The organism is Stenotrophomonas sp. STEN022 (assembly GCF_056760155.1).
Map to the genome: position 1 here is coordinate 1 of NZ_JBRREG010000096.1, position 17,171 is coordinate 17,171.

At 59.5% G+C, this 17,171-nt stretch carries 15 protein-coding genes and 1 pseudogene; 10 read left to right on the forward strand and 6 right to left on the reverse strand.

The features are described from left to right. The first annotated feature begins 225 nt into the window (after positions 1-225). Positions 226-516, forward strand: a complete 291-nt coding sequence (locus ACVOMF_RS17210) for a nucleotidyltransferase family protein (protein ID WP_001247892.1) — start codon at positions 226-228, stop codon at positions 514-516. Then, positions 513-899 carry a HepT-like ribonuclease domain-containing protein gene (locus ACVOMF_RS17215; RefSeq protein ID WP_003100872.1) on the forward strand — a complete coding sequence of 129 codons (387 nt, stop codon included), beginning with the start codon at positions 513-515 and terminating at the stop codon, positions 897-899. The genes ACVOMF_RS17210 and ACVOMF_RS17215 overlap by 4 nt, the downstream gene beginning before the upstream one ends. Positions 900-1,275: 376 nt before the next feature. Here ACVOMF_RS17215 and ACVOMF_RS17220 read toward each other — a convergent pair whose 3' ends face one another. The 3 genes from ACVOMF_RS17220 to ACVOMF_RS17230 are packed head-to-tail and all read right to left on the reverse strand — an operon-like array spanning position 1,276 to position 4,436. Beyond that, positions 1,276-2,247, reverse strand: coding sequence for an ExeA family protein (locus tag ACVOMF_RS17220; RefSeq protein WP_481510348.1), 972 nt, complete (start codon positions 2,245-2,247; stop codon positions 1,276-1,278). Beyond that, on the reverse strand, positions 2,237-3,871 hold the full coding sequence (locus tag ACVOMF_RS17225; protein WP_481510354.1) for a transposase family protein: 1,635 nt from the start codon (positions 3,869-3,871) through the stop codon (positions 2,237-2,239). The genes ACVOMF_RS17220 and ACVOMF_RS17225 overlap by 11 nt, the downstream gene beginning before the upstream one ends. 4 nt (positions 3,872-3,875) lie before the next feature. After that, positions 3,876-4,436 (reverse strand): recombinase family protein, encoded by a 561-nt coding sequence (locus ACVOMF_RS17230; protein WP_481510349.1) that lies wholly within the window; start codon positions 4,434-4,436, stop codon positions 3,876-3,878. A gap of 344 nt (positions 4,437-4,780) precedes the next feature. Here ACVOMF_RS17230 and ACVOMF_RS17235 point away from each other — a divergent pair, with 344 nt between their 5' ends. The 7 genes and pseudogenes from ACVOMF_RS17235 to ACVOMF_RS17265 all read left to right on the forward strand — a co-directional run. Continuing rightward, the gene (locus tag ACVOMF_RS17235; RefSeq protein ID WP_151122437.1) at positions 4,781-5,341 is read left to right on the forward strand and encodes a chlorite dismutase family protein; all 561 of its coding nucleotides are present in this window, start codon (positions 4,781-4,783) and stop codon (positions 5,339-5,341) included. A 296-nt stretch (positions 5,342-5,637) separates the two neighbouring features. Further along, positions 5,638-5,994, forward strand: a complete 357-nt coding sequence (locus tag ACVOMF_RS17240; RefSeq protein ID WP_003465043.1) for a cupin domain-containing protein — start codon at positions 5,638-5,640, stop codon at positions 5,992-5,994. Positions 5,995-6,248: 254 nt separating this feature from the next. Next, complete coding sequence (locus tag ACVOMF_RS17245; protein ID WP_003100858.1) at positions 6,249-6,575, forward strand: hypothetical protein; 327 nt, start codon at positions 6,249-6,251, stop codon at positions 6,573-6,575. Beyond that, the gene (locus ACVOMF_RS17250; protein ID WP_003100856.1) at positions 6,572-7,072 is read left to right on the forward strand and encodes a hypothetical protein; all 501 of its coding nucleotides are present in this window, start codon (positions 6,572-6,574) and stop codon (positions 7,070-7,072) included. Before ACVOMF_RS17245 ends, ACVOMF_RS17250 begins: the two co-directional genes overlap by 4 nt. Beyond that, complete coding sequence (locus tag ACVOMF_RS17255) at positions 7,069-7,440, forward strand: hypothetical protein (RefSeq protein WP_003100853.1); 372 nt, start codon at positions 7,069-7,071, stop codon at positions 7,438-7,440. The genes ACVOMF_RS17250 and ACVOMF_RS17255 overlap by 4 nt, the downstream gene beginning before the upstream one ends. Continuing rightward, a complete protein-coding gene (locus ACVOMF_RS17260; RefSeq protein WP_003100847.1) occupies positions 7,434-7,991 on the forward strand; it encodes a recombinase family protein in 558 nt (185 codons plus the stop codon). Before ACVOMF_RS17255 ends, ACVOMF_RS17260 begins: the two co-directional genes overlap by 7 nt. A 34-nt stretch (positions 7,992-8,025) precedes the next feature. Further along, a pseudogene (locus ACVOMF_RS17265) lies at positions 8,026-8,184 on the forward strand (integrase); the annotation flags it as partial. 96 nt (positions 8,185-8,280) lie between these two features. Here the strand turns inward: ACVOMF_RS17265 and ACVOMF_RS17270 are convergent. The 3 genes from ACVOMF_RS17270 to ACVOMF_RS17280 form a co-directional block, all read right to left on the reverse strand. Beyond that, positions 8,281-10,125: a UvrD-helicase domain-containing protein gene (locus ACVOMF_RS17270; protein WP_481510350.1), complete on the reverse strand. Its 1,845-nt coding sequence runs from the start codon at positions 10,123-10,125 to the stop codon at positions 8,281-8,283. Then, the gene (locus ACVOMF_RS17275) at positions 10,122-12,389 is read right to left on the reverse strand and encodes an AAA family ATPase (RefSeq protein WP_481510351.1); all 2,268 of its coding nucleotides are present in this window, start codon (positions 12,387-12,389) and stop codon (positions 10,122-10,124) included. Before ACVOMF_RS17275 ends, ACVOMF_RS17270 begins: the two co-directional genes overlap by 4 nt. Before the next feature lie 171 nt (positions 12,390-12,560). Beyond that, complete coding sequence (locus tag ACVOMF_RS17280) at positions 12,561-16,187, reverse strand: class I SAM-dependent DNA methyltransferase (RefSeq protein WP_481510352.1); 3,627 nt, start codon at positions 16,185-16,187, stop codon at positions 12,561-12,563. Between the two features lie 152 nt (positions 16,188-16,339). On the opposite strand from ACVOMF_RS17280, the gene ACVOMF_RS17285 reads away from it, so the two are divergent. Next, on the forward strand, positions 16,340-16,678 hold the full coding sequence (locus ACVOMF_RS17285) for a competence protein CoiA family protein (protein ID WP_481510353.1): 339 nt from the start codon (positions 16,340-16,342) through the stop codon (positions 16,676-16,678). Positions 16,679-17,171 lie beyond the last annotated feature (493 nt).

A 17,171-nucleotide genomic window follows, 5' to 3' on the forward strand; every position in this document is an offset into this window, starting at 1 on the left:
CCTTGGTGTCCGGCAACGCCAGCAGGCTTTCGCGCTCGGCGGCGGAGAGGATCGAACGGCGGGGCATGCGGTTTCCTTCTTCTTGAAAACGTAGGTTTGTGACAAGCCCGCCAAGGCAACCGGCGCGGCACGGGAATCAAGGCATTGCGATTCTCGAAAATAGTTCTTGAAATTCTATTCTTGATTGCATATCATCTCAACGAGTTTCGATAAGAAAGGATGCCCATGCGACCGTCTGTTGTGCTTGACATGAAGCGAAGCGCAGTGCGTGAAGCGGTAGGCCGCTTTCGCGCCGCGAACCCGCGCGTCTTCGGCTCGGTGCTGCATGGCACCGACCGGGATGGCAGCGACCTCGACCTGTTGGTCGATGCGCTGCCCGGTGCCACGTTGTTGGACTTGGGCGATTTGGAAGAAGAACTGAAATCGCTGCTCGGCGTTGACGTCGATCTGCTGACTCCCGGCGACCTGCCGCCGAAGTTCCGGGCCAAGGTGCTCGCGGAGGCGCAACCGATATGAGCGAGAACCGCCTGCCCGATTACCTCGACCACATTCAGCAGGCCGCAACCGATGCGCGCAGCTTCGTGGAAGGGATGGCCAAGGACGACTTCTTGGCCGACAAGCGCACCCAGCAGGCCGTCATCATGAGCCTGATCGTCATCGGCGAGGCGGCCACAAAGGTGATGGATGGCTACGTCGAGTTCACCCAGGCGCATGCCGACGTGCCGTGGCGCAGCATGCGCAATATGCGTAATCGCATGGCTCACGGCTATTTCGACATCAACCTCGATGTGGTGTGGGAGACGGTACAGGAATGGCTGCCGGCGTTGCTCCAGCAATTGCCCGCCGTGCGTCAGGATGCCGACGATGAAGACCGTAACGACAAAGGCATGGAGCCATGACCAATCAAGCCGCCGATGTTCGGCCCCTCTGGCGTGTTCGATCCCGCGACCTATGAGCCGCGCTCGGGCAAGACCTTCTGGATGGCCGCAACGGACGTGAGTTCGCTGGTGGGCAAGGAGGCAGCAGCCGACACGCTCATCGGCAACTGCACGACCGCACGACCAGCCTCCCGTTCAAATTCGAGTTAGAACTCATATCTGTAACGGCTCGCGTTTGAAACCGGCCATGCTCGCATTTGACGCTGTTTTCGGCTCACAATAACTGCAAATGAAAGAGCACTCGTGCTCACATTATCTGCAACTGAGCTTGCATTTATCGGCGCCGGCTCGCATTCCATGGCCGTGTGCTCACGCTAACTGCAAATGACGGATCGGCTCATATTGGCAGCCCTGCCGCCAACATTCGATCGCGCAGCTCTGCCGTGCGCTTGGGTTCAAGCTGATTGCTGAACAGCGCACGGATTTCTGCCGCCTTGGCGTCGAACTGCTCCACCATGTCCTTGAGTCGATAGCCATGGCGCGTCAATGTCGGCTCCAAATCGTCGAGATGGCGCGACAGCACGGATTCCACCAGTGCTGCCGTGACTGGCTTTTCGCCTGTCTGGTAGCCGGCTTCGAGTGCCAACGTCAGGTGCAGTTGGACTTGGAGCGGCGTGCGCAGCTTGGTGGCGAGCATGTCGATCGCTTCATCTGTCAGGATCGACTCTGGTTCGGTTTTATTGGCGGTGCTGGCACCAAGCAACCACTGGATATATTCGCGCTGGCTGCCGGCGATGCCGTCCAAGGTGAAGATATCGGTACGGTAGCCGATTTCTTCCATGGTCGGCCGCCGCAGGTCGTTGCGCAGTTTGGGATGACCGGCAAGGATTACCGACAGCCGGCCACCGCCGTCTTCCACGACTTCCATCAGACGCTTGAGGCCAATGAGCGTGTGCCCGTTCAGGTCGTGTGCCTCGTCGACGAACAGTGCCACCGGGCGTTTTCCCTTCTTGACCAGCTCCTGCAATTCGCGTTCGCGCCGCTCGCCTTGTTTCGGAATTTGCACCAGCTTGTCCTGTGCCAAGTCGTAGAAGAGTGCCGTGATCAGGGTCGCGAGCTTGATGCTGTGTTTTTCAACCGACAGCGATTTGGCGACGGACACGCGATTTTCGTCCTTCAGGATCTGCTGCAAGCGGCGCAAGGTGACCGTCTTGCCGCTGCCCACGACGCCGCAAACCGCGATCAGCCGTCCTTCAAGGATCGCCCCCTTGATATCCTTGATGAGCTGCTTGTGATGGTCGGTTTCATAGTAGCCCGCCTGGCTGAATGGTTGTGTCAGTCCGTAATACTGCATTACCTCAACTCGCATGGTCCTCTCCCGATTTTTTGTTGCGGAAATAATTCCGTACGCGCGCCAGCACGATGCTGCGCGTCAGCGTTTCGGCCAGCACCTGGTCGATGAAAGCGCGATCGGCCGGCGCGAGTTTGGCCAGAGGTTGTGCCAGCTCGTCGGCAATCGCCAGCTTGGCGGCGATGATGCTGGCGAAATGATATTCATGTGCCTCGGCGTCAAATGGTTGATGCGGTAGCGATATGGCGTTCGCCGATGACGTCAAATGCACATCGCTTCCGGCCAAAGCACTGATTGGCAGACCGAGCTGGTCGGCAAGTGCGCGGATGCGGTCGGCGCGTTCATCGGCCTTGCCACGTTTGAATGCACGGTACCGATGGAGTGGGATCGGACCCGATATGGGGTGGTAGGGTCCAAATTTCTCGCCATCGAACTCGACATGCATCTCGTCATCGAACAAGCCCCACAGCAAGACGACGGTTTCACCGGCCATGTCTGGTTCCACTTCGTAGACAGTGCCGCCAATGGCGATGCGCGCATCGATGCCCACCTTGCGACGTTCCGGTTCACGCGCAAAGTGGCAGAACTGCTGCCAGGTACACATGTCGCGCAAGCCATCCGCCGGCAGGTTGCTCAGCCAGTCCTCCAGCCGGGAATGTTTCTCGGAGCGGTGACCCTGATCGTTGTAGCGCAGCAGGTAGCGCATCAGCCACTCGTTGGCCTGCTTCTCCGTCTCTGGTTTGTGGAAGTGGTAGAGCGTTTCGTGCGCCTCTTTCACTGTCCTGAATGGGCGCTCGACCTTGCCTTTCGAGCGGGCCGTCGTGCGTGTTCCATCCTTGCCGGCCGGGATGTGCGTCTGCCATTTAATGTCGAGGGCCAGCATGACGTTCTGAAACACCCGGCTCTTGGCCACCGGCCCGTTGTCCAGATAGATCATTTTTGGTCGCCCCTGAAACGGGAAAGCGGCGTCGGCTTTGGCGGTCATTGCGTTGAAGAAAAAACGAAGCGCGGACTCTGCATCCTCGCCATGCACACACTGGTATTCCTGATAACCGACACCGCTACGATCATCCACCACGCTGTACAACATTAGGGTCGGCACGCCCTTCGCAGGGTCAATCCAGTCCGGTTTATCGATGTGTTTGAGATCGGAAGGCGACATGTCGAACTGCCAGCAGTCGTTGCTACGCTCAGCCTGGAAGCGCACGGCCGGCGGCTCGCGTAGCAGGTGGGGTTGATCCAGTCGCAACAAGGACAGATAGCGATTGACGGTAGGGCGGCGCAACAGACCCTTGGGCACTTTGACCAAACCTTGCACGGTCTCTACGCCATAATCTTCCATGAGCTCGATGGCCCGCCCGGTTGAAAGGTGGCGCCCGGCCTTGTTGGTGGTGCGCAGCTTCAGTGCCGCGATCAGTTCGCAGTAGCGCTCCAGTTCCGTTTGGGGCAACAGTCGTGGCTTGCCATGGTCGGCGCGATGCGCGGCGTGTGGCTTCTGGAAGACGTGCAGCGCCCGATAGACGGTCGTTGTGGAGACACCGTACAACCCGGCCATCGCAGCAATCTGGGTGGCTCGTTCCGGGCTTTTGCGCGGCAAACGGTCAAGCCGCTGCCGCAATTGCAGCAGTGAGTCGACTGGAATCGTCTTACGCCGAGCGTCCATATTGGGCCAGCGCGCGGTACACCGAGGCACGGCCGACGCCAAGCCGGCGCGCAATCTCCGTCGCGCCCAGCTTCTCCTCAACGCGAAGGCGCTGGACTTCGGCGGGATCGATCGATGGCTTGCGGCCACGGTAGACGCCTCGCGCCTTGGCGGCAGCAATGCCTTCACGCTGACGCTCACGCCGGAGGTTGGTTTCGAATTCGGCGAAAACGCCCAGCATGTCCAGGAACGCCTTGCCTGCCGCACTGCGTGTGTCGATGGGTTGCTCTGTCGCCTTGAGGGTGACACCGCGTTCCTTCAGCGTGTACACGATGTCCTGCAGATCCTTGATGCTGCGCGCAAGGCGATCGATCCTCGTCACGACGAGGGTGTCGCCCCGCCGCAGGAAATCGAGCAGCGTCTGAAGCTCAGTACGCCCGACCCGGCTGGTTCCGCTCACTTTCTCGGCCCGGACCACATCGCAGCCGGCAGCGCGCAGCGCTTGTTCCTGCAGAGCGAAATCCTGATCGCTGCTGGAAACCCGAGCATATCCGTAGAGCGCCATAGATTTGAGTTGTCTCGTTAGCCTTTAGATCCTCCGACGATAGCATGCCGGAAATAGCAAAACAACCCTATTGAGACAAAAATATCGTCTCATCCTGGCGACCCATTTGGGTGTACCGATACGGTACAATTAATTTTGGAAATGGCGACAAACGGCTATTTTCTGGCGGTCGTATCACAGACCAATTCGATGCTATATTTACAATTTAACTGGGGGGGGTGCGCTGGTAAGCGTAATGCAATACTACGCTAAGCGAGGCGAGGCGATGATGCACAAGCATGGGATGGGCAGATAGGTTTTTTGAAGCTGTAAAAAAGTTAACACACTCACATGAAGGGGTTGAAATGGATACACGATTATTTGCATTCGTCGGCGGAGACAGCGGTCTTTGGCGGATCGTTGGAACCGAAACCATAGTTGGCAAGTCACTGCCTGAAGCCAAAAGGCTCAACGTAATATCTGCCTCAGAGTTGCAGCCCGAAACCAATGCACCCTGGGTACTTCGCGGAATAACAAGCAATGAACGGTATGTCATGCGCGAAGAGAAGAACGAAATTGTGGCGAAGCAGCAAGGGCTAGCGCGCCCAGAAGCAACTTGCGCTGCGTTGATACCGATCCGAAAAAACGCAGCTTGGTGGGAATTCACGCAAGACGAGCGCCGGAGCGTTTTCGAAAAGTCAAAGCACATTCAAATCGGGCTCAACTACTTGCCTGCAGTAGCGCGCAAGCTCCATCACTGCCGCGACCTCTCTGAAAATGAACCGTTCGATTTTCTCAATTGGTTCGAGTTCGCGCCAACCCATGAGGCTGAGTTCAACGCATTGCTTTCCGAACTGCGTGCAACAGAGGAATGGAAGTACGTTGACAGAGAAGTCGATATCCGTCTCGTGCGAGAGGCGGCGTAGGTCAATCCCCGTCTGACCGCTCAGGGGCGTTAGCGGGCAGCCGGCACTGCATCTATTGATTTTGGATAGCTTGGAACCAGGCATTTCACTTGCAATTAATTCGAGCACGCCGCCATGAAATGCGAGCCGCCGCCGTCGATTGCAAGCTCGTTTGCAAATAGCGTGAGCTTCAGCGCGCCGTCAGTTGCAGTTAATTCGAGCCGAAAGCGGCATCGAATGCGAGCACGCCCGTTTTCAAACGCGAGCCGTTACACATATCCAGCCTGTCTGGGGGCACTGTGAAAGAGGGATCTCCGATGACTGTTGAATCGAGAATATTTTCTGTAGCCGAGTATGTTCAGCCGTCCGAAGGCGAGCCTATTCGTTCCGTTGTGCTTGAAACCCGAGACTCAATTATCGTGGTTTGGCATGTCCATCCCGGGCAGGAAATTGCGGCTCACATTCATCCTCACGGCCAAGACACGTGGACTGTTTTGTCGGGAATGGCTGATTACTTTCAGGGCAATGGGATTGTTCGTGCCCTCAGGGAAGGTGAGATAGCCGTGGCAAGACCGGGCCAAGTGCACGGGGCGCGAAATACAGGTACCGAGCCATTTGTGTTCGTCTCGGTTGTGGCATCAGCCAATGCCGGTTTCGTATTGGCTGAGCGATAGAGCCCAATCTCTGGAGTTGGTCCAATGAGCGGTCGGGGAGATAGGTAACAGACATGCAGCGGACACGGCTGCTAAACCAGGTCGCAAACCTCCTTGCGTCGCAGCGTGCCGCAAGCGACGCGATCAATCGAATGGGGTCGGCATGAGACTGAACACCATCCAGTTCCCGACCGCGTAGCCGCCTGTCCTGCCGATCAGGTCTTGACCATCGACGCCTGGGATCAGTCCTGAATGTTCTTGGAGACCACTACGTTATGAGCCGCAGCCGCCGCAAAACACCCATCGTCGGGCACACGACCTGCGGCAGCGAGCGCGAGGACAAGAAGCTCTGGCATCAGCGCTGGCGCACCCGTGAGCGCACGGCGCTGACCAGCGCGTCGCCCGAAGCCCTGAGCGCCCATCTGCCCCTGCTGGAAAACCAGGCCAGCAGCGTCTGGTCGATGGGCAAGGATGGCCGCTCCTACTGGCCCGTCAAGCGCCAGGCCGCCACGGCGGATCGCATCGCCAATCACAAGGGACGCAACCCGCAAGAACGCGCCTCCCTGAAAAAGCGCCTGCTGCGCAAGTGGATGAGCAAATGAAGCTCTCCTTCCATCAGCACATTGCGCTGTTCTGGATGATCGGTGCTCCGGGCGTCTTCGCGCCCGTGATCGAGAACGCCAAGCGGCCCGATGCCGGCGCCGTCATGGCGTGGGGTGTCGCGATCGTGGCGGTGATGATCCTCTTCACCCCTTTGCTGCTGCGCTGTCCACCATTCCGGCGCTGGTATGGCCGGACGGATGCGCTGTCGGAGCGGCAGCGCCAGGCGCTTGCCGAGCGCGGCCTGCGCCGCTACTACCAGACCGCTTTCGATGACGGCTACGTGCCCCGCGTGATGCCCTACGTGTGGCGCATCATCTGGACGGTCGGCGGGTTGATGGCTGTGACCGCCGTACTGCCTACCAACACCGGACGGCCAGCCTTCGATGCCTTGGTGGTCTTCTCGACCTGGTATCCGATAGGCGTGATGCTGCTGGTTTTCGCGTCGAGGCCCCTTGGCCGGTTGATTCGCCAAAGAGCACAGGAGCGGCGGAAATGAGCACGTCAACCATCGAGGCGCTGGCCAGCGCCTGGGCAAGGATTGCCGAGGAAGCGGAATTCCCCGCTGACTACGAGGGGACTGCCACACCACAAGCGCATCGGGCTAGCGAAGCTATTCAGGAGCAGATTCGGGAGCGCATCGTCGCCACCAACGACATGCGGCTGTTCAGCCTGCTGCACCTGCTGGGTCAGGCGTCGCTGCGCATGGAGCAAGCGCTGTGGCCGGAGGATTACGAGCGGATGACGCGCGAGGTTGAGGAAGCCCTGCGGCAAGCCACCGACGCCAACGCCAGATCGTACACCCACGAAGAAGTGATGCAGGCGATGCAGGAACGCATCGACCGGGCGCGAGACAAGCCATGTTGATTGGCTATGCGCGCGTCTCGACGCAGGATCAGAACCTGGAGCTGCAACGCGAAGCCTTGAGCAAGGCCGGATGTAAAAAGGTCTTCGAGGACAAGGTGAGTGGCACGCGGGCAGACCGGCCTGGCTTGGCCAAGACGCTCGAAATGCTGCGCGAAGGCGATACTTTGGTCGTCTGGAAGCTCGACCGGCTGGGCCGGTCGGTCAAGCAACTGGTCGATCTGGTCGGCGATCTGCACAAGCACGGTGTCCAGTTCAGGAGCCTCACCGACTCCATCGACACCGGCACACCATCCGGGCGGTTCTTCTTCCACGTCATGGCGAGCCTTGCCGAAATGGAGCGCGAGCTGACCGTCGAGCGCACCCGCGCCGGGCTGGAAGTCGCCAAGCAGCTCGGCCGCAAAGGCGGCCGCAAGCCGAAGATGACCGACAGCAAGATCGAGTCGGCCAAGAAGCTGCTGGCCAGCGGGGTGCCGCCCAAGGACGTGGCCAAGAACCTCGGCGTGTCCATTCCGACGCTGTACCGCTGGGTGCCAGCCTCCACGCACGCTTAGCGTGCTTTATTTTCCGTTTTCTGAGACGACCCCCCATAGTCTGAGGTCAGGCTTCGTCACCGAGGCGGGCAAACAAGGAGTGCCCTTGCCGGCGGTAATGGCAATGACTGAGCACCGGTCGGTGGCGAGCGTGATTGGGTATTTTCAGGCAGGCGCAGCGGAAGACAATCCAGCTGCGCGTCTACTGAAGTAGTGGAGAACCTTTCGAAGCAGAGGTGCTGCAAAGAGAGCGTTGCCGCCGTCCACTGTGTGAACATCAACCGGGCTTCACGCGCTCACATGCACCGTCTTAAGGCGCGCCAATCGATATCTCTTCCTGCTTGAACCAGCCATTTGCGAGGAGCTGATCTCGGACGCGTCCGGGGTTCTCAGCGTAGGCGACTAAAGCGAGCGAACGTTCTGCGCGACTGCAGGTGACGTAGAACAGTCGGCGAGTTGAAGCAGTTTGCCCGTCGTCAGCGGCGCCACCGAAAAGCTTTTCGTACTTGAACAGAAATCCGCGCGCTTCGTGATCGTCCATGACAACCATGACCCGGGGGAATTCCAGCCCCTTCACGCCTTGGTGCGTATCAAAGCGCGCTTTTCCACCCACGTACTTGGCATAGGCCCGTACTTGGGCAAATGGTATGGTCAAGAAGTCAGCGATGGCCTTGTCTCGTTCGGTGCGCTCCTGTTCGTCCTCAGCATCGGCCGCATGAGCGGCAGCACCGGCAAGTGCTACCTTGAGTGCATCAGGAATGACAAATAGGTCAGTCTTTTCCACATTGTGAAGAACTTCGCCAAACGTTACCGACGGGTTGCCGTCGAGCAGTTCCAAAAGCGCATCCACAGCCGCTTGTACCTTGGCTAACTGTTCAAATTGGTCCGGAGCATTCTTCAACGCGGATGGGCTAAGCATGGGCGATACAGCTCGCATGATCCGCGCGATGACAAACTTATCGTTCTTTGCGTCCCAAAGAGGCAAGACTAGGTTCGAGAAAAAGTTGACCGCGGGCAGTGACCCATCAAGCAGTGAGGTCCGAAATTGACTTATTGGATACAAGGCGGCCAATAGATCATCGAAGCCCATTCGAAGGGCTGCCATGCGATGCTCCAAGATAAGCACCTTTACCGAATCTTCATCGTGCCATTTCTTGTCAGCAGTTAGCCCTGCCATATATCTGCAAATCGCTGTCTCGGCCGCGGCCTTGTCGATCCCCTTTGATGGGAGCACGAACATCCGCACATGTCCCTCGGCAGCGCTGCTACACGGGATCTGCGTCTGTTGATCCGTGCCCTCGCGGACCTTATTGATGAGCTCGATTACCCGCCGCGGGCACCTGAAGTTTAATCGTTTGGTCGGTGTGGCCCAGTCGTACGGCAGACTTCCCCCCAAGCCCGGCTGACCATCGCTGTAGATACGCTGCATCATGTCACCAAAAAGACCCACCACGACTTCGTCCTTGTGCGCCGCCTGAAAGACGAACAATGCCTCAATGATGTGCCGGTTTGTATCCTGGCTCTCATCAACCAGTATGTAGGGATAGCCATCGCGAAGAATTTCCCTAAGCACGGGCTTTGACTTTAAAAAGTCGCCCGCAAGATGAAGCACTTCCGCATGATTCAGGGAATCCCTTCCTTGATTGTCACTATCCGGGCTGTAAACGAACGTCTTCGTCGTATCGAGCCTTGTCAATCGCCGTCTCTTCGAAGCAATGTCAGCGATTCGTTCTGCGGATGCCTTCGTACCCGCACGTCCTTTGTTCTCTTTGGCTTGAAGTTCCAGAATGTCCGCATTGAGTGATACGCGAAGCCATTCCCGGATATCGTGATTGAATCCTGCAATCAATGTCCAGGCGAAACTGTGGATCGTAGAAACGGCAATGACCGGATCAAATTGCGTCCGGCGGATGATCTCGTCGCGCGCGGCCTTGGTGTAAGTGACGACCGCAACCTTTTGTCCGCGCGTTCTCAGGCGTGCGCCCGCTTTCTCTCGGAGGTAGTCGAGGGCGCCAACAAGTGAGCGTGTCTTGCCTGAGCCAGCTCCCGCGAAAAGAAAGAAGCTTCTCGGAGCCTTTGGATCGAGGTGCTGCTTGATCTCCTCGTCAACGTGAAGATCGAGCTCATCGTTCGATACTGCGGCCTCGCTGGTCATGCGCCGTTCGCCTTCGGAGCCAGATCGGCTTCCTTGCGCTTGAGCTGATCAGCCAGCCATAACAATCCATGCTCAATGTAGGCAGGTACACGAAGCTTCTCGATGTCATCACTGAATAACAGCTCAAGTGAAAACTCTGCCTTGTCCCCGTCTTTGATAGCCTTTGCAACACAGGTTGTCAGTTGATCGGCGTTTTGGGCCGCATCGGCGATGGCCTGGAACTTGCCGGCCAAGCCGTCGGCCTTGCGACCCTTGAAGAACTCAAAATTCTTATAGAGCAAAGCGTCTTCAAATGTGTTGGCATGGATCTCAACCTCAGTCGCCCCCACTTTCAGCTTCTCTGCCGTCTGATACGCGGACCGGACAGCGTAGCCATTGGGCTGTACGAAGGCTTTGTCCTTCTCTTGTAGCCTCATTAATGTATCAAGATCGGTCTGCTTGGGTGCCCAGGACCGCAGCGTTTCATTGCGTGCTTCCAGTCCCTTGCCAAGTTCCGGCGTCCTGGCCAGGTTGGTCACCGGATCCTTGGCGTCCAAGTCGGTGATGATCAAGGTAGTCAAGCCAAGAGTGTCCACCAGGCTCTTAAACCGATGTGCATGGCTGCCACCCACTTCAAGCCACGTGATGTAGCGCGTTCGCAAGTCTTCGAACACATCAGTTTGCTCTACGAAGTGGGGTACGAGAATGCGCTCAGCACTTCCTTCTATGAATATAGCGGCATCGGCAAAGAACAAATCACAGTGCGTTGCTTTGAGGTAGCGTGCTACGAATTTTTCCGTTTGATCGGGCTTGCCGAATACTGATGAGAGGTTGATGACGCAGGCGACTGGCGTTTTGCGATTCTTTGTAGGAGGCAGCCGTCTGAAGTAACGCAGCGCCGCAAAATCGCAGGCATGCGCGATGTGGCTGGAGTGGGTACTCACTACCAGTTGCGTACTTAAATCAGTTGAGTTCCCCAAAGCTGGGTCATTGCGTAACACCCCATAGGCGTGCCTGATGAATACCTGCTGTACCTGAGCGTGGAGATATGCCTCGGGCTCCTCAACCAACATTAGGTGCAGCGGCGGAATTGGTTTTACATCGTGGCCGGTTCCGGCTTTGCCTACGCGCATCCACGCATCGCGATAGCTCATCAGGTTGAAGACCATGGAGACCAAGTTCTGGTAGCCCAATCCATTCGAGTCTTCGGGCAAGCGGTGCACGTGTTCCCCAGCCGCAGCGGGTATCTCATACTGAATGGAGGACTCGTGGCTCAAGCCATCCTGTAGTTTGAGCTTGGTTGCAATCTTCAGCTTCGGGTCGGAGATGCCTGGGTATCCTAGCTTCTGGAGTTCGATCAGCGCCTTGTCAAAAGCTACCGATAACCTTTCATCGAAGGCCTTGCGTGCCTTATCGAGTGCTTCCATTGCCTTGATGTCGGTCAGCTCCGGCGTGTCACGCCAGTCCAGGTGCCTGTCGTAGTAGGAACGGAGCTGGGTCGAGAGTCGGCCTGCATTTCGTGCATCGGAACCCACTTCTTCGCGCGACGTACGACCGCTGGTGGACCCAAAGCCTCGTTGGGCGCTGATCTCGTCGATCTGAATCAGGCCATCCAAGGGGTTTCCTTCAACGGGCTCTGCGTCATCGGCGAGAGCCTGCATGCGGGCAACGCCGTCACTGGGTTCTTCGACTCTCTCAGGGTCCAGCAAGTAGGCCTTCACTTTAAAGAAGGTCCGAAGGCGCCGCTCCAAGAAATCAATGAGATTGAGTGGCCAGAGCTCCAGTTGCGGAGGGGGCTCTTTCCCTTCCACGGCTTGGGCTGCCGCGACGGTGATGTCAGCGGCCCTCCTTCGAGCCGCGATGTATTCCTGCTGAAACTTGACCGCGTTTTCGGGTTCAAAGCGGAACCGCACACCAAGGGGGGCTGTTTTCCAATCTAGCGCTGGTAGCAGCTTTTGTACGTAGTGCATCTCACCTTTCTTGACTTGGAGCCACACGTCCAACTGGGGAAGGAAGTCCAAGATGCCGGGACGAGGCAGCTCTAGGTCCGCAGCTATGGCAGCCTCCCAAGCTTCCCCTTCCGCATTCAGGGCTTGCCAATGTGCTAACGACAAGTCATTGATGGAGAACCCGCGAGTATCGACCAGGAAGCGATGCAGCGCAGTCATCGCAGAGGTCTTGCCGCTGTTGTTGGCGCCAACGAGCACTGTTTTGTCGGGCGCGAAAGCGATGCGTGCAGCCAAGAGCTTCCGATAGTTCCCGATCTCAACCATGGTTATCAGCACGTCCTACTCCTTCAGGAATCTCACATATACAGGGCTTCCCGGTGACCTCGCTCGCCAATACGGGTGGCGGTAGAGGCCTGGCTTCGATATTCAACTAGAACAGGTGGCTCACGGTGACCCCGAGATATTCGCAGCACCGAGATAGGTGCCATGCCGTTTCTATTTTTCTGGTCAGGCTGCAAACCGCCCATCGCTCTCCTGGGCCCGCCCCAGCGCTACCAGCATTTCCAGTAGCTTCGGCAAACGTCTTTTCCAAGGGCCGCGCGCAGTGAACCTCGCAGCGATCTCATCAGTTGAGAGCGGTACCGCGCTGCCGGCGAGGACATCGGCGACGGCGCGGACTTGCTCGATGGCGTCTTTCGGCCACGGCTGGGGTTTGACGCCGGGCGGGAAGGTGATGGCGGCGGCTTCATCGTCGTCGGATCGGTCGCGCTGTTCGGTGTCAGCGGTAAGGCTGACCTGTTCTGGTTCGTGCTCGCGGGCGAGGTCGGGGCTCTGGAACTTGGGGCGGAGCCAGCGGATCTGGCCGCGCGCTTCGTCGGCGGCGCGTTGGGCGTTGAGGGCAACGAGGCGTTCGAGGACGGTTTCGTCGAAGGCGCGTTTGGCGTCGTCGCGGGCCTGGTCCTCACTGGGTGTGGCGTTGGCGTGGGCGGTGCGCAGCAGAGGCAGCAGGTCGCCCCAGCCGTAGGCGCTTAGGACGGCTTCGTCGAGTTCGTCGTGGAGTTGGCGCAGGATGGAGACGAGGCCTTGTTCGTGGATGGTGCGTTCTCTGGTGGTCAGGACGTCGCCGCTGCGCAGTTTTTCGAGGACGTTGTACATGCCGGTCAGGGTCAGGCCGGAATGCTGCTCCTGCTGGCGCTTGCGGTGGGCGTCGAGTTGTTCGGCGAGGTGACGGATGCGGTCTGAGGGGTATTCGCCGTAGGTCTGCGATTTCCCTGCTCGGCCGTTTTCGTTGACGAGGGCGACGCCGATCGGGCCGCCGAGCTTGTCGGCGACGTGGAGGTTGGGGAAGGGGTAGGTCTCAAAGCAACGCGACTTGTTGTAGCGCGGGTCATTGCCGACTCCGAGGCGACCACCCGTTGCGAGCGACCACACAACATGCACTTGGCTTGCCAGCACCCCAAGAGTCTCGCCGCGTTGATCCGCAACAGTTACCAGCGAACTGTCCGGCGTCATGTCGACCGAAAGAAAGCTGAAGAACCGATGTTTGGATGTTTCCAGGGTGGCGATGAAGCGAGAAAGCCCCTTTGTTGCCGTCCGGAACTGTTGACGCGGATGTCCGATCACCCACCATTTTTGGCGGAAGATTGCGTTTCGATTGAGGTCGCGTTCCGGCTTCGCGCGTTCCAATAAATATTGGTATGCAGCAGGAAACCGATCTCGCACGTCTTCCATTTCCAGACCGTAGAAGTCGATGACATAAAGGTTGCGTGGAACTTGCGAGAGGTCGCGGCCATTGATGTACGGACGGATGTGTTCATCAAGTCCAACAACCGTTCCGAGTCCAAGCTCAATAGCCCTGCCGTGGTCAATCTGGAACGCGGAACCAATCGTCTTCATGCCTACCGAACACAGGGCGGTGTTGGCCATCAGCGGCAGCGCCTGTGTCACGTCGACGCCTACCGTGAGGTCGGCATTGATCCGCCCGCGCTGGCGAGCGAGAGACACGACAAGGTCATCGCTGCCGTCCACTGCCTCGTTTCGCTCGTCCGTGACAGTGACGAGGCGGCCATTCCTGCGCCCGCCCTCACCCACCGTCATTGCGATTCGGACAGCAGCGCCGTCGGCGCTATCCACCCACGGGTGGTCCGGAATCGCAAAAACGAGCGAAAGCGGCGGCTCCCCATCGAGATGCGGTTCAACAGCGCGACGGACATACGCTTGCCGCAGGCTGTTGGTCGTAATAAAGCCAAATTTCCGGATGGCACCGCTACGTGCGAGCAATGCGGCGTAGTGCCACCAGCGCATAACGAAGTCAGTGGACTGTGGCACCTCGGGCCACGCCTCTTGAAGTGCATCGACGTAACCATCGCCGAGTACGTCCCGCATTCGTTTCGAGCCAATAAATGGCGGATTCCCCACCACGAAATCCGCCTCTGGCCACGTCGCCTTCCTTGGGCTGACGTAACGCTCCACCGGCTTGCGGGCGGTATCATCGGGCACCTTCTCGCCGGTCACCGGGGAGACCTTCATCGTCTCGCCATCCCAGCGCGTCACCGGGGTGCCGTGCACGTCCAGCACGAACTCCACGCTGTCATACGCCAGCACGGCGTCGCGGCTCTCGATGTTGCGGAAGTCGCGGATCACCGGTTGCGGGGGATGCACGTCGCCGCGGGTGCGGAAGTGCCATTGCAGGTAGCCGATCCACAGCACGACCTCGGCGATGGCGGCGGCGCGGGGGTTGAGTTCGATGCCGAGCAGGTTGTGAGGGTCGACGGTCTCGCCGGCGGCGGCGTCTGCGCGTTCGCCGTCCAGGGCGAGGCCGGTCTGGCGGTAGCCGAGTTCGTCCAGGGCCAGCAGCACTTCGCCTTCCAGTCGCTTGAGGTGTTCCAGGGTGACGTACAAAAAGTTGCCGCTGCCGCAGGCGGGGTCGAGCACGCGCACGGTGCACAGGCGGTGGTGGAAGCGCCGCAGTTCCTTCACCGCGTCGTCGGGTTTGTCCTCGGCGGCAAGGGTCATCGCGGCGGCCTGGGCTTCGCCCCACTCCTTGCGCAGCGGTTCGATCACGGTCGGCAGCACGAGCCGCTCGACGTAGGCGCGCGGGGTGTAGTGGGCGCCGAGTTTGTGGCGCTCGCCGGGGCTGAGGGCCCGCTCCAGCAGGGTGCCGAAGATGGCCGGTTCGACGTGCTTCCAGTCAGCGCGAGCGGCCTCGATCAGCAGGATGAGTTGGGCGGTGTCCAGCGGCAGGGTGTCGGGCTGCTTGAACAGCTTGCCGTTGAAGCGCAGCACGTTGACGGCGATCACCGCGGAGAAGCCGCCGCTGTCCATGTCGCGCCAGAGCTGGGCGAGCATGCGCATGGCGATGTCGGGTTGCTCGGCATGGCGCGTCAGCAGTTCGCGGAAGCTGTCGTGCGGCAGCAGCTTCACGTCCTCGGCAAACATGGTGAACAGGCAGCGCATCAGGAACTGGGCGACGGCTTCGGCATCGTGCCCGGTCTGCTCCAGGCTGCGGGCGAGCTTGGCCAGGCGGGTGGCGATCTCGCGGGTGACGCGGGCGGATTCGCGGCTGGGGTCGAGGCCGAGCGGGTCGAGCCAGATACGGCGCAGGCGGTCGCGGATCTCGGGCTTGCGCAGGTCGGCCAGCGCGATGCGGTGGCTGCGCGGATCCGGGAACGGAGTGTAGGTGGCGCCGGAGCGGCTGAACTCGGAGTACAGCTCAATGCGGTGGCCGACATCCACCACCACCACGAACGGCGGGCGACCTTCGGCGGCGGGCAAGGCACGGGCATAGGCCTCGGCCTGGCTGCGGGCGCGCAGCATGGCGTCGTCGAAGCCCTTGGTGTGCGCGCCCTGCTTGAGCTTCTTGGACTCGAGGACGAAGGCGCCGCGGCGATACAGGTCGATGCGCCCGGCGCTGCTGCTGCCGTCGCCGTGGGCGAAGGTGATCGGGCGCTCGAACATGTAGTCCTGCTCGGGCGTGGGGTGCGGGGTATCGACGCCGAGCAGTTGGCTCAGCTCGATCAGAAAGGACTGGGAAGTGGACAGCTCGGAGGCTGCAACCCCCTGCCAGCGGGTGATGAAAGCGTCGGCGCCGTCCTGGATCTCGGCGTCTGCTTGCGTGTTCACTGCGTCCGACATGTAGGCCCCTCTGCCCTCCGCATCCTGCGGTCACTACATGATACGACACCGGGCCCCTGCGCTGGACGCGCACCGCTAGGTTCGCGGTGCGGCCAGTGCCTTGGCCTACCTCAGTGCAATAGACCGGCCAGCTCCGTAGCACCGGTCCAACCATGCAAGCGACGCCCCTCCTCCCCTTTAGAATCAGCCGAGGGAGAGGGAGATCCGATGGCTGGGCAAACCAAGCGCGATGCGAGTACGGCGGGATTGCAAGTACCCTTCGGGGAGCGCGACGCGATCCTTACCCGCCTTCAGCCGTGAGTGGTGGGCTGGCCTGCGGCTGCCACTGCCCAGGGTGCGGCCGGCAGCTGATGGCCAAGAAGGGCGAAACCCAGCGTTGGCACTTCGCCCACTACCAGGGCGGGGGCGATGAGCACTGCTACGAAACGGCCGTGCACAAGATGGCCAAGCAAGTTCTGCTCGCTGCGCGCCAGATCGAGCTACCCACCTAGAAGCGCACTACCGCCTTGTCCGACCTGGACCACCATCTGCACCAGGAAACCTTGGAGCGCCCGGCACGCCCGTGGGAATACACCCAAGCCAGGGAGGAAGAGTGGATGGTTGATACCCGCATGGGTATCGAGCCGCGTTACGTGCTGCAGAAGATGTGGTCGGCGCCGCAGTCGGGAATGACCAAAAAATGGATGGGGAGGACTACGACCTCTGCCAGGCCAACATCACCACCTGGATTCAGCGGGGTTGTTCTAACCGAGACTACGGCCACTTGTGAGTGGCGGCCTCTTGCTCCGGCCTCTGACACGTCGTAATAAACCTCATGCCGGTAGCAAAGCCGTCGGTGTTGTGCCCGCACAGCCAATAGACTCCGGGTCAATCTGACCCACCCCCAGAAAACTGGTGCAGGCTAAAGTAGAGACGTCGGTAGCATTGGGCCCCGTGACAAACGAGGATTCAGGCATGAAGAAGTCGCGTTTCACCGAGGAGCAA

Coding starts and splice junctions, on each gene's coding strand:
- ACVOMF_RS17240 (WP_003465043.1), top strand. CDS start 5,638: ATGACTGTTGAATCGAGAATATTTTCTGTAGCCGAGTATGTTCAGCCG.
- ACVOMF_RS17215 (WP_003100872.1), top strand. CDS start 513: ATGAGCGAGAACCGCCTGCCCGATTACCTCGACCACATTCAGCAGGCC.
- ACVOMF_RS17260 (WP_003100847.1), top strand. CDS start 7,434: ATGTTGATTGGCTATGCGCGCGTCTCGACGCAGGATCAGAACCTGGAG.
- ACVOMF_RS17230 (WP_481510349.1), bottom strand. CDS start 4,436: ATGGCGCTCTACGGATATGCTCGGGTTTCCAGCAGCGATCAGGATTTC.
- ACVOMF_RS17270 (WP_481510350.1), bottom strand. CDS start 10,125: ATGACCAGCGAGGCCGCAGTATCGAACGATGAGCTCGATCTTCACGTT.
- ACVOMF_RS17245 (WP_003100858.1), top strand. CDS start 6,249: ATGAGCCGCAGCCGCCGCAAAACACCCATCGTCGGGCACACGACCTGC.
- ACVOMF_RS17220 (WP_481510348.1), bottom strand. CDS start 2,247: ATGCGAGTTGAGGTAATGCAGTATTACGGACTGACACAACCATTCAGC.
- ACVOMF_RS17235 (WP_151122437.1), top strand. CDS start 4,781: ATGGATACACGATTATTTGCATTCGTCGGCGGAGACAGCGGTCTTTGG.
- ACVOMF_RS17255 (WP_003100853.1), top strand. CDS start 7,069: ATGAGCACGTCAACCATCGAGGCGCTGGCCAGCGCCTGGGCAAGGATT.
- ACVOMF_RS17210 (WP_001247892.1), top strand. CDS start 226: ATGCGACCGTCTGTTGTGCTTGACATGAAGCGAAGCGCAGTGCGTGAA.
- ACVOMF_RS17250 (WP_003100856.1), top strand. CDS start 6,572: ATGAAGCTCTCCTTCCATCAGCACATTGCGCTGTTCTGGATGATCGGT.
- ACVOMF_RS17280 (WP_481510352.1), bottom strand. CDS start 16,187: ATGTCGGACGCAGTGAACACGCAAGCAGACGCCGAGATCCAGGACGGC.
- ACVOMF_RS17285 (WP_481510353.1), top strand. CDS start 16,340: ATGCAAGCGACGCCCCTCCTCCCCTTTAGAATCAGCCGAGGGAGAGGG.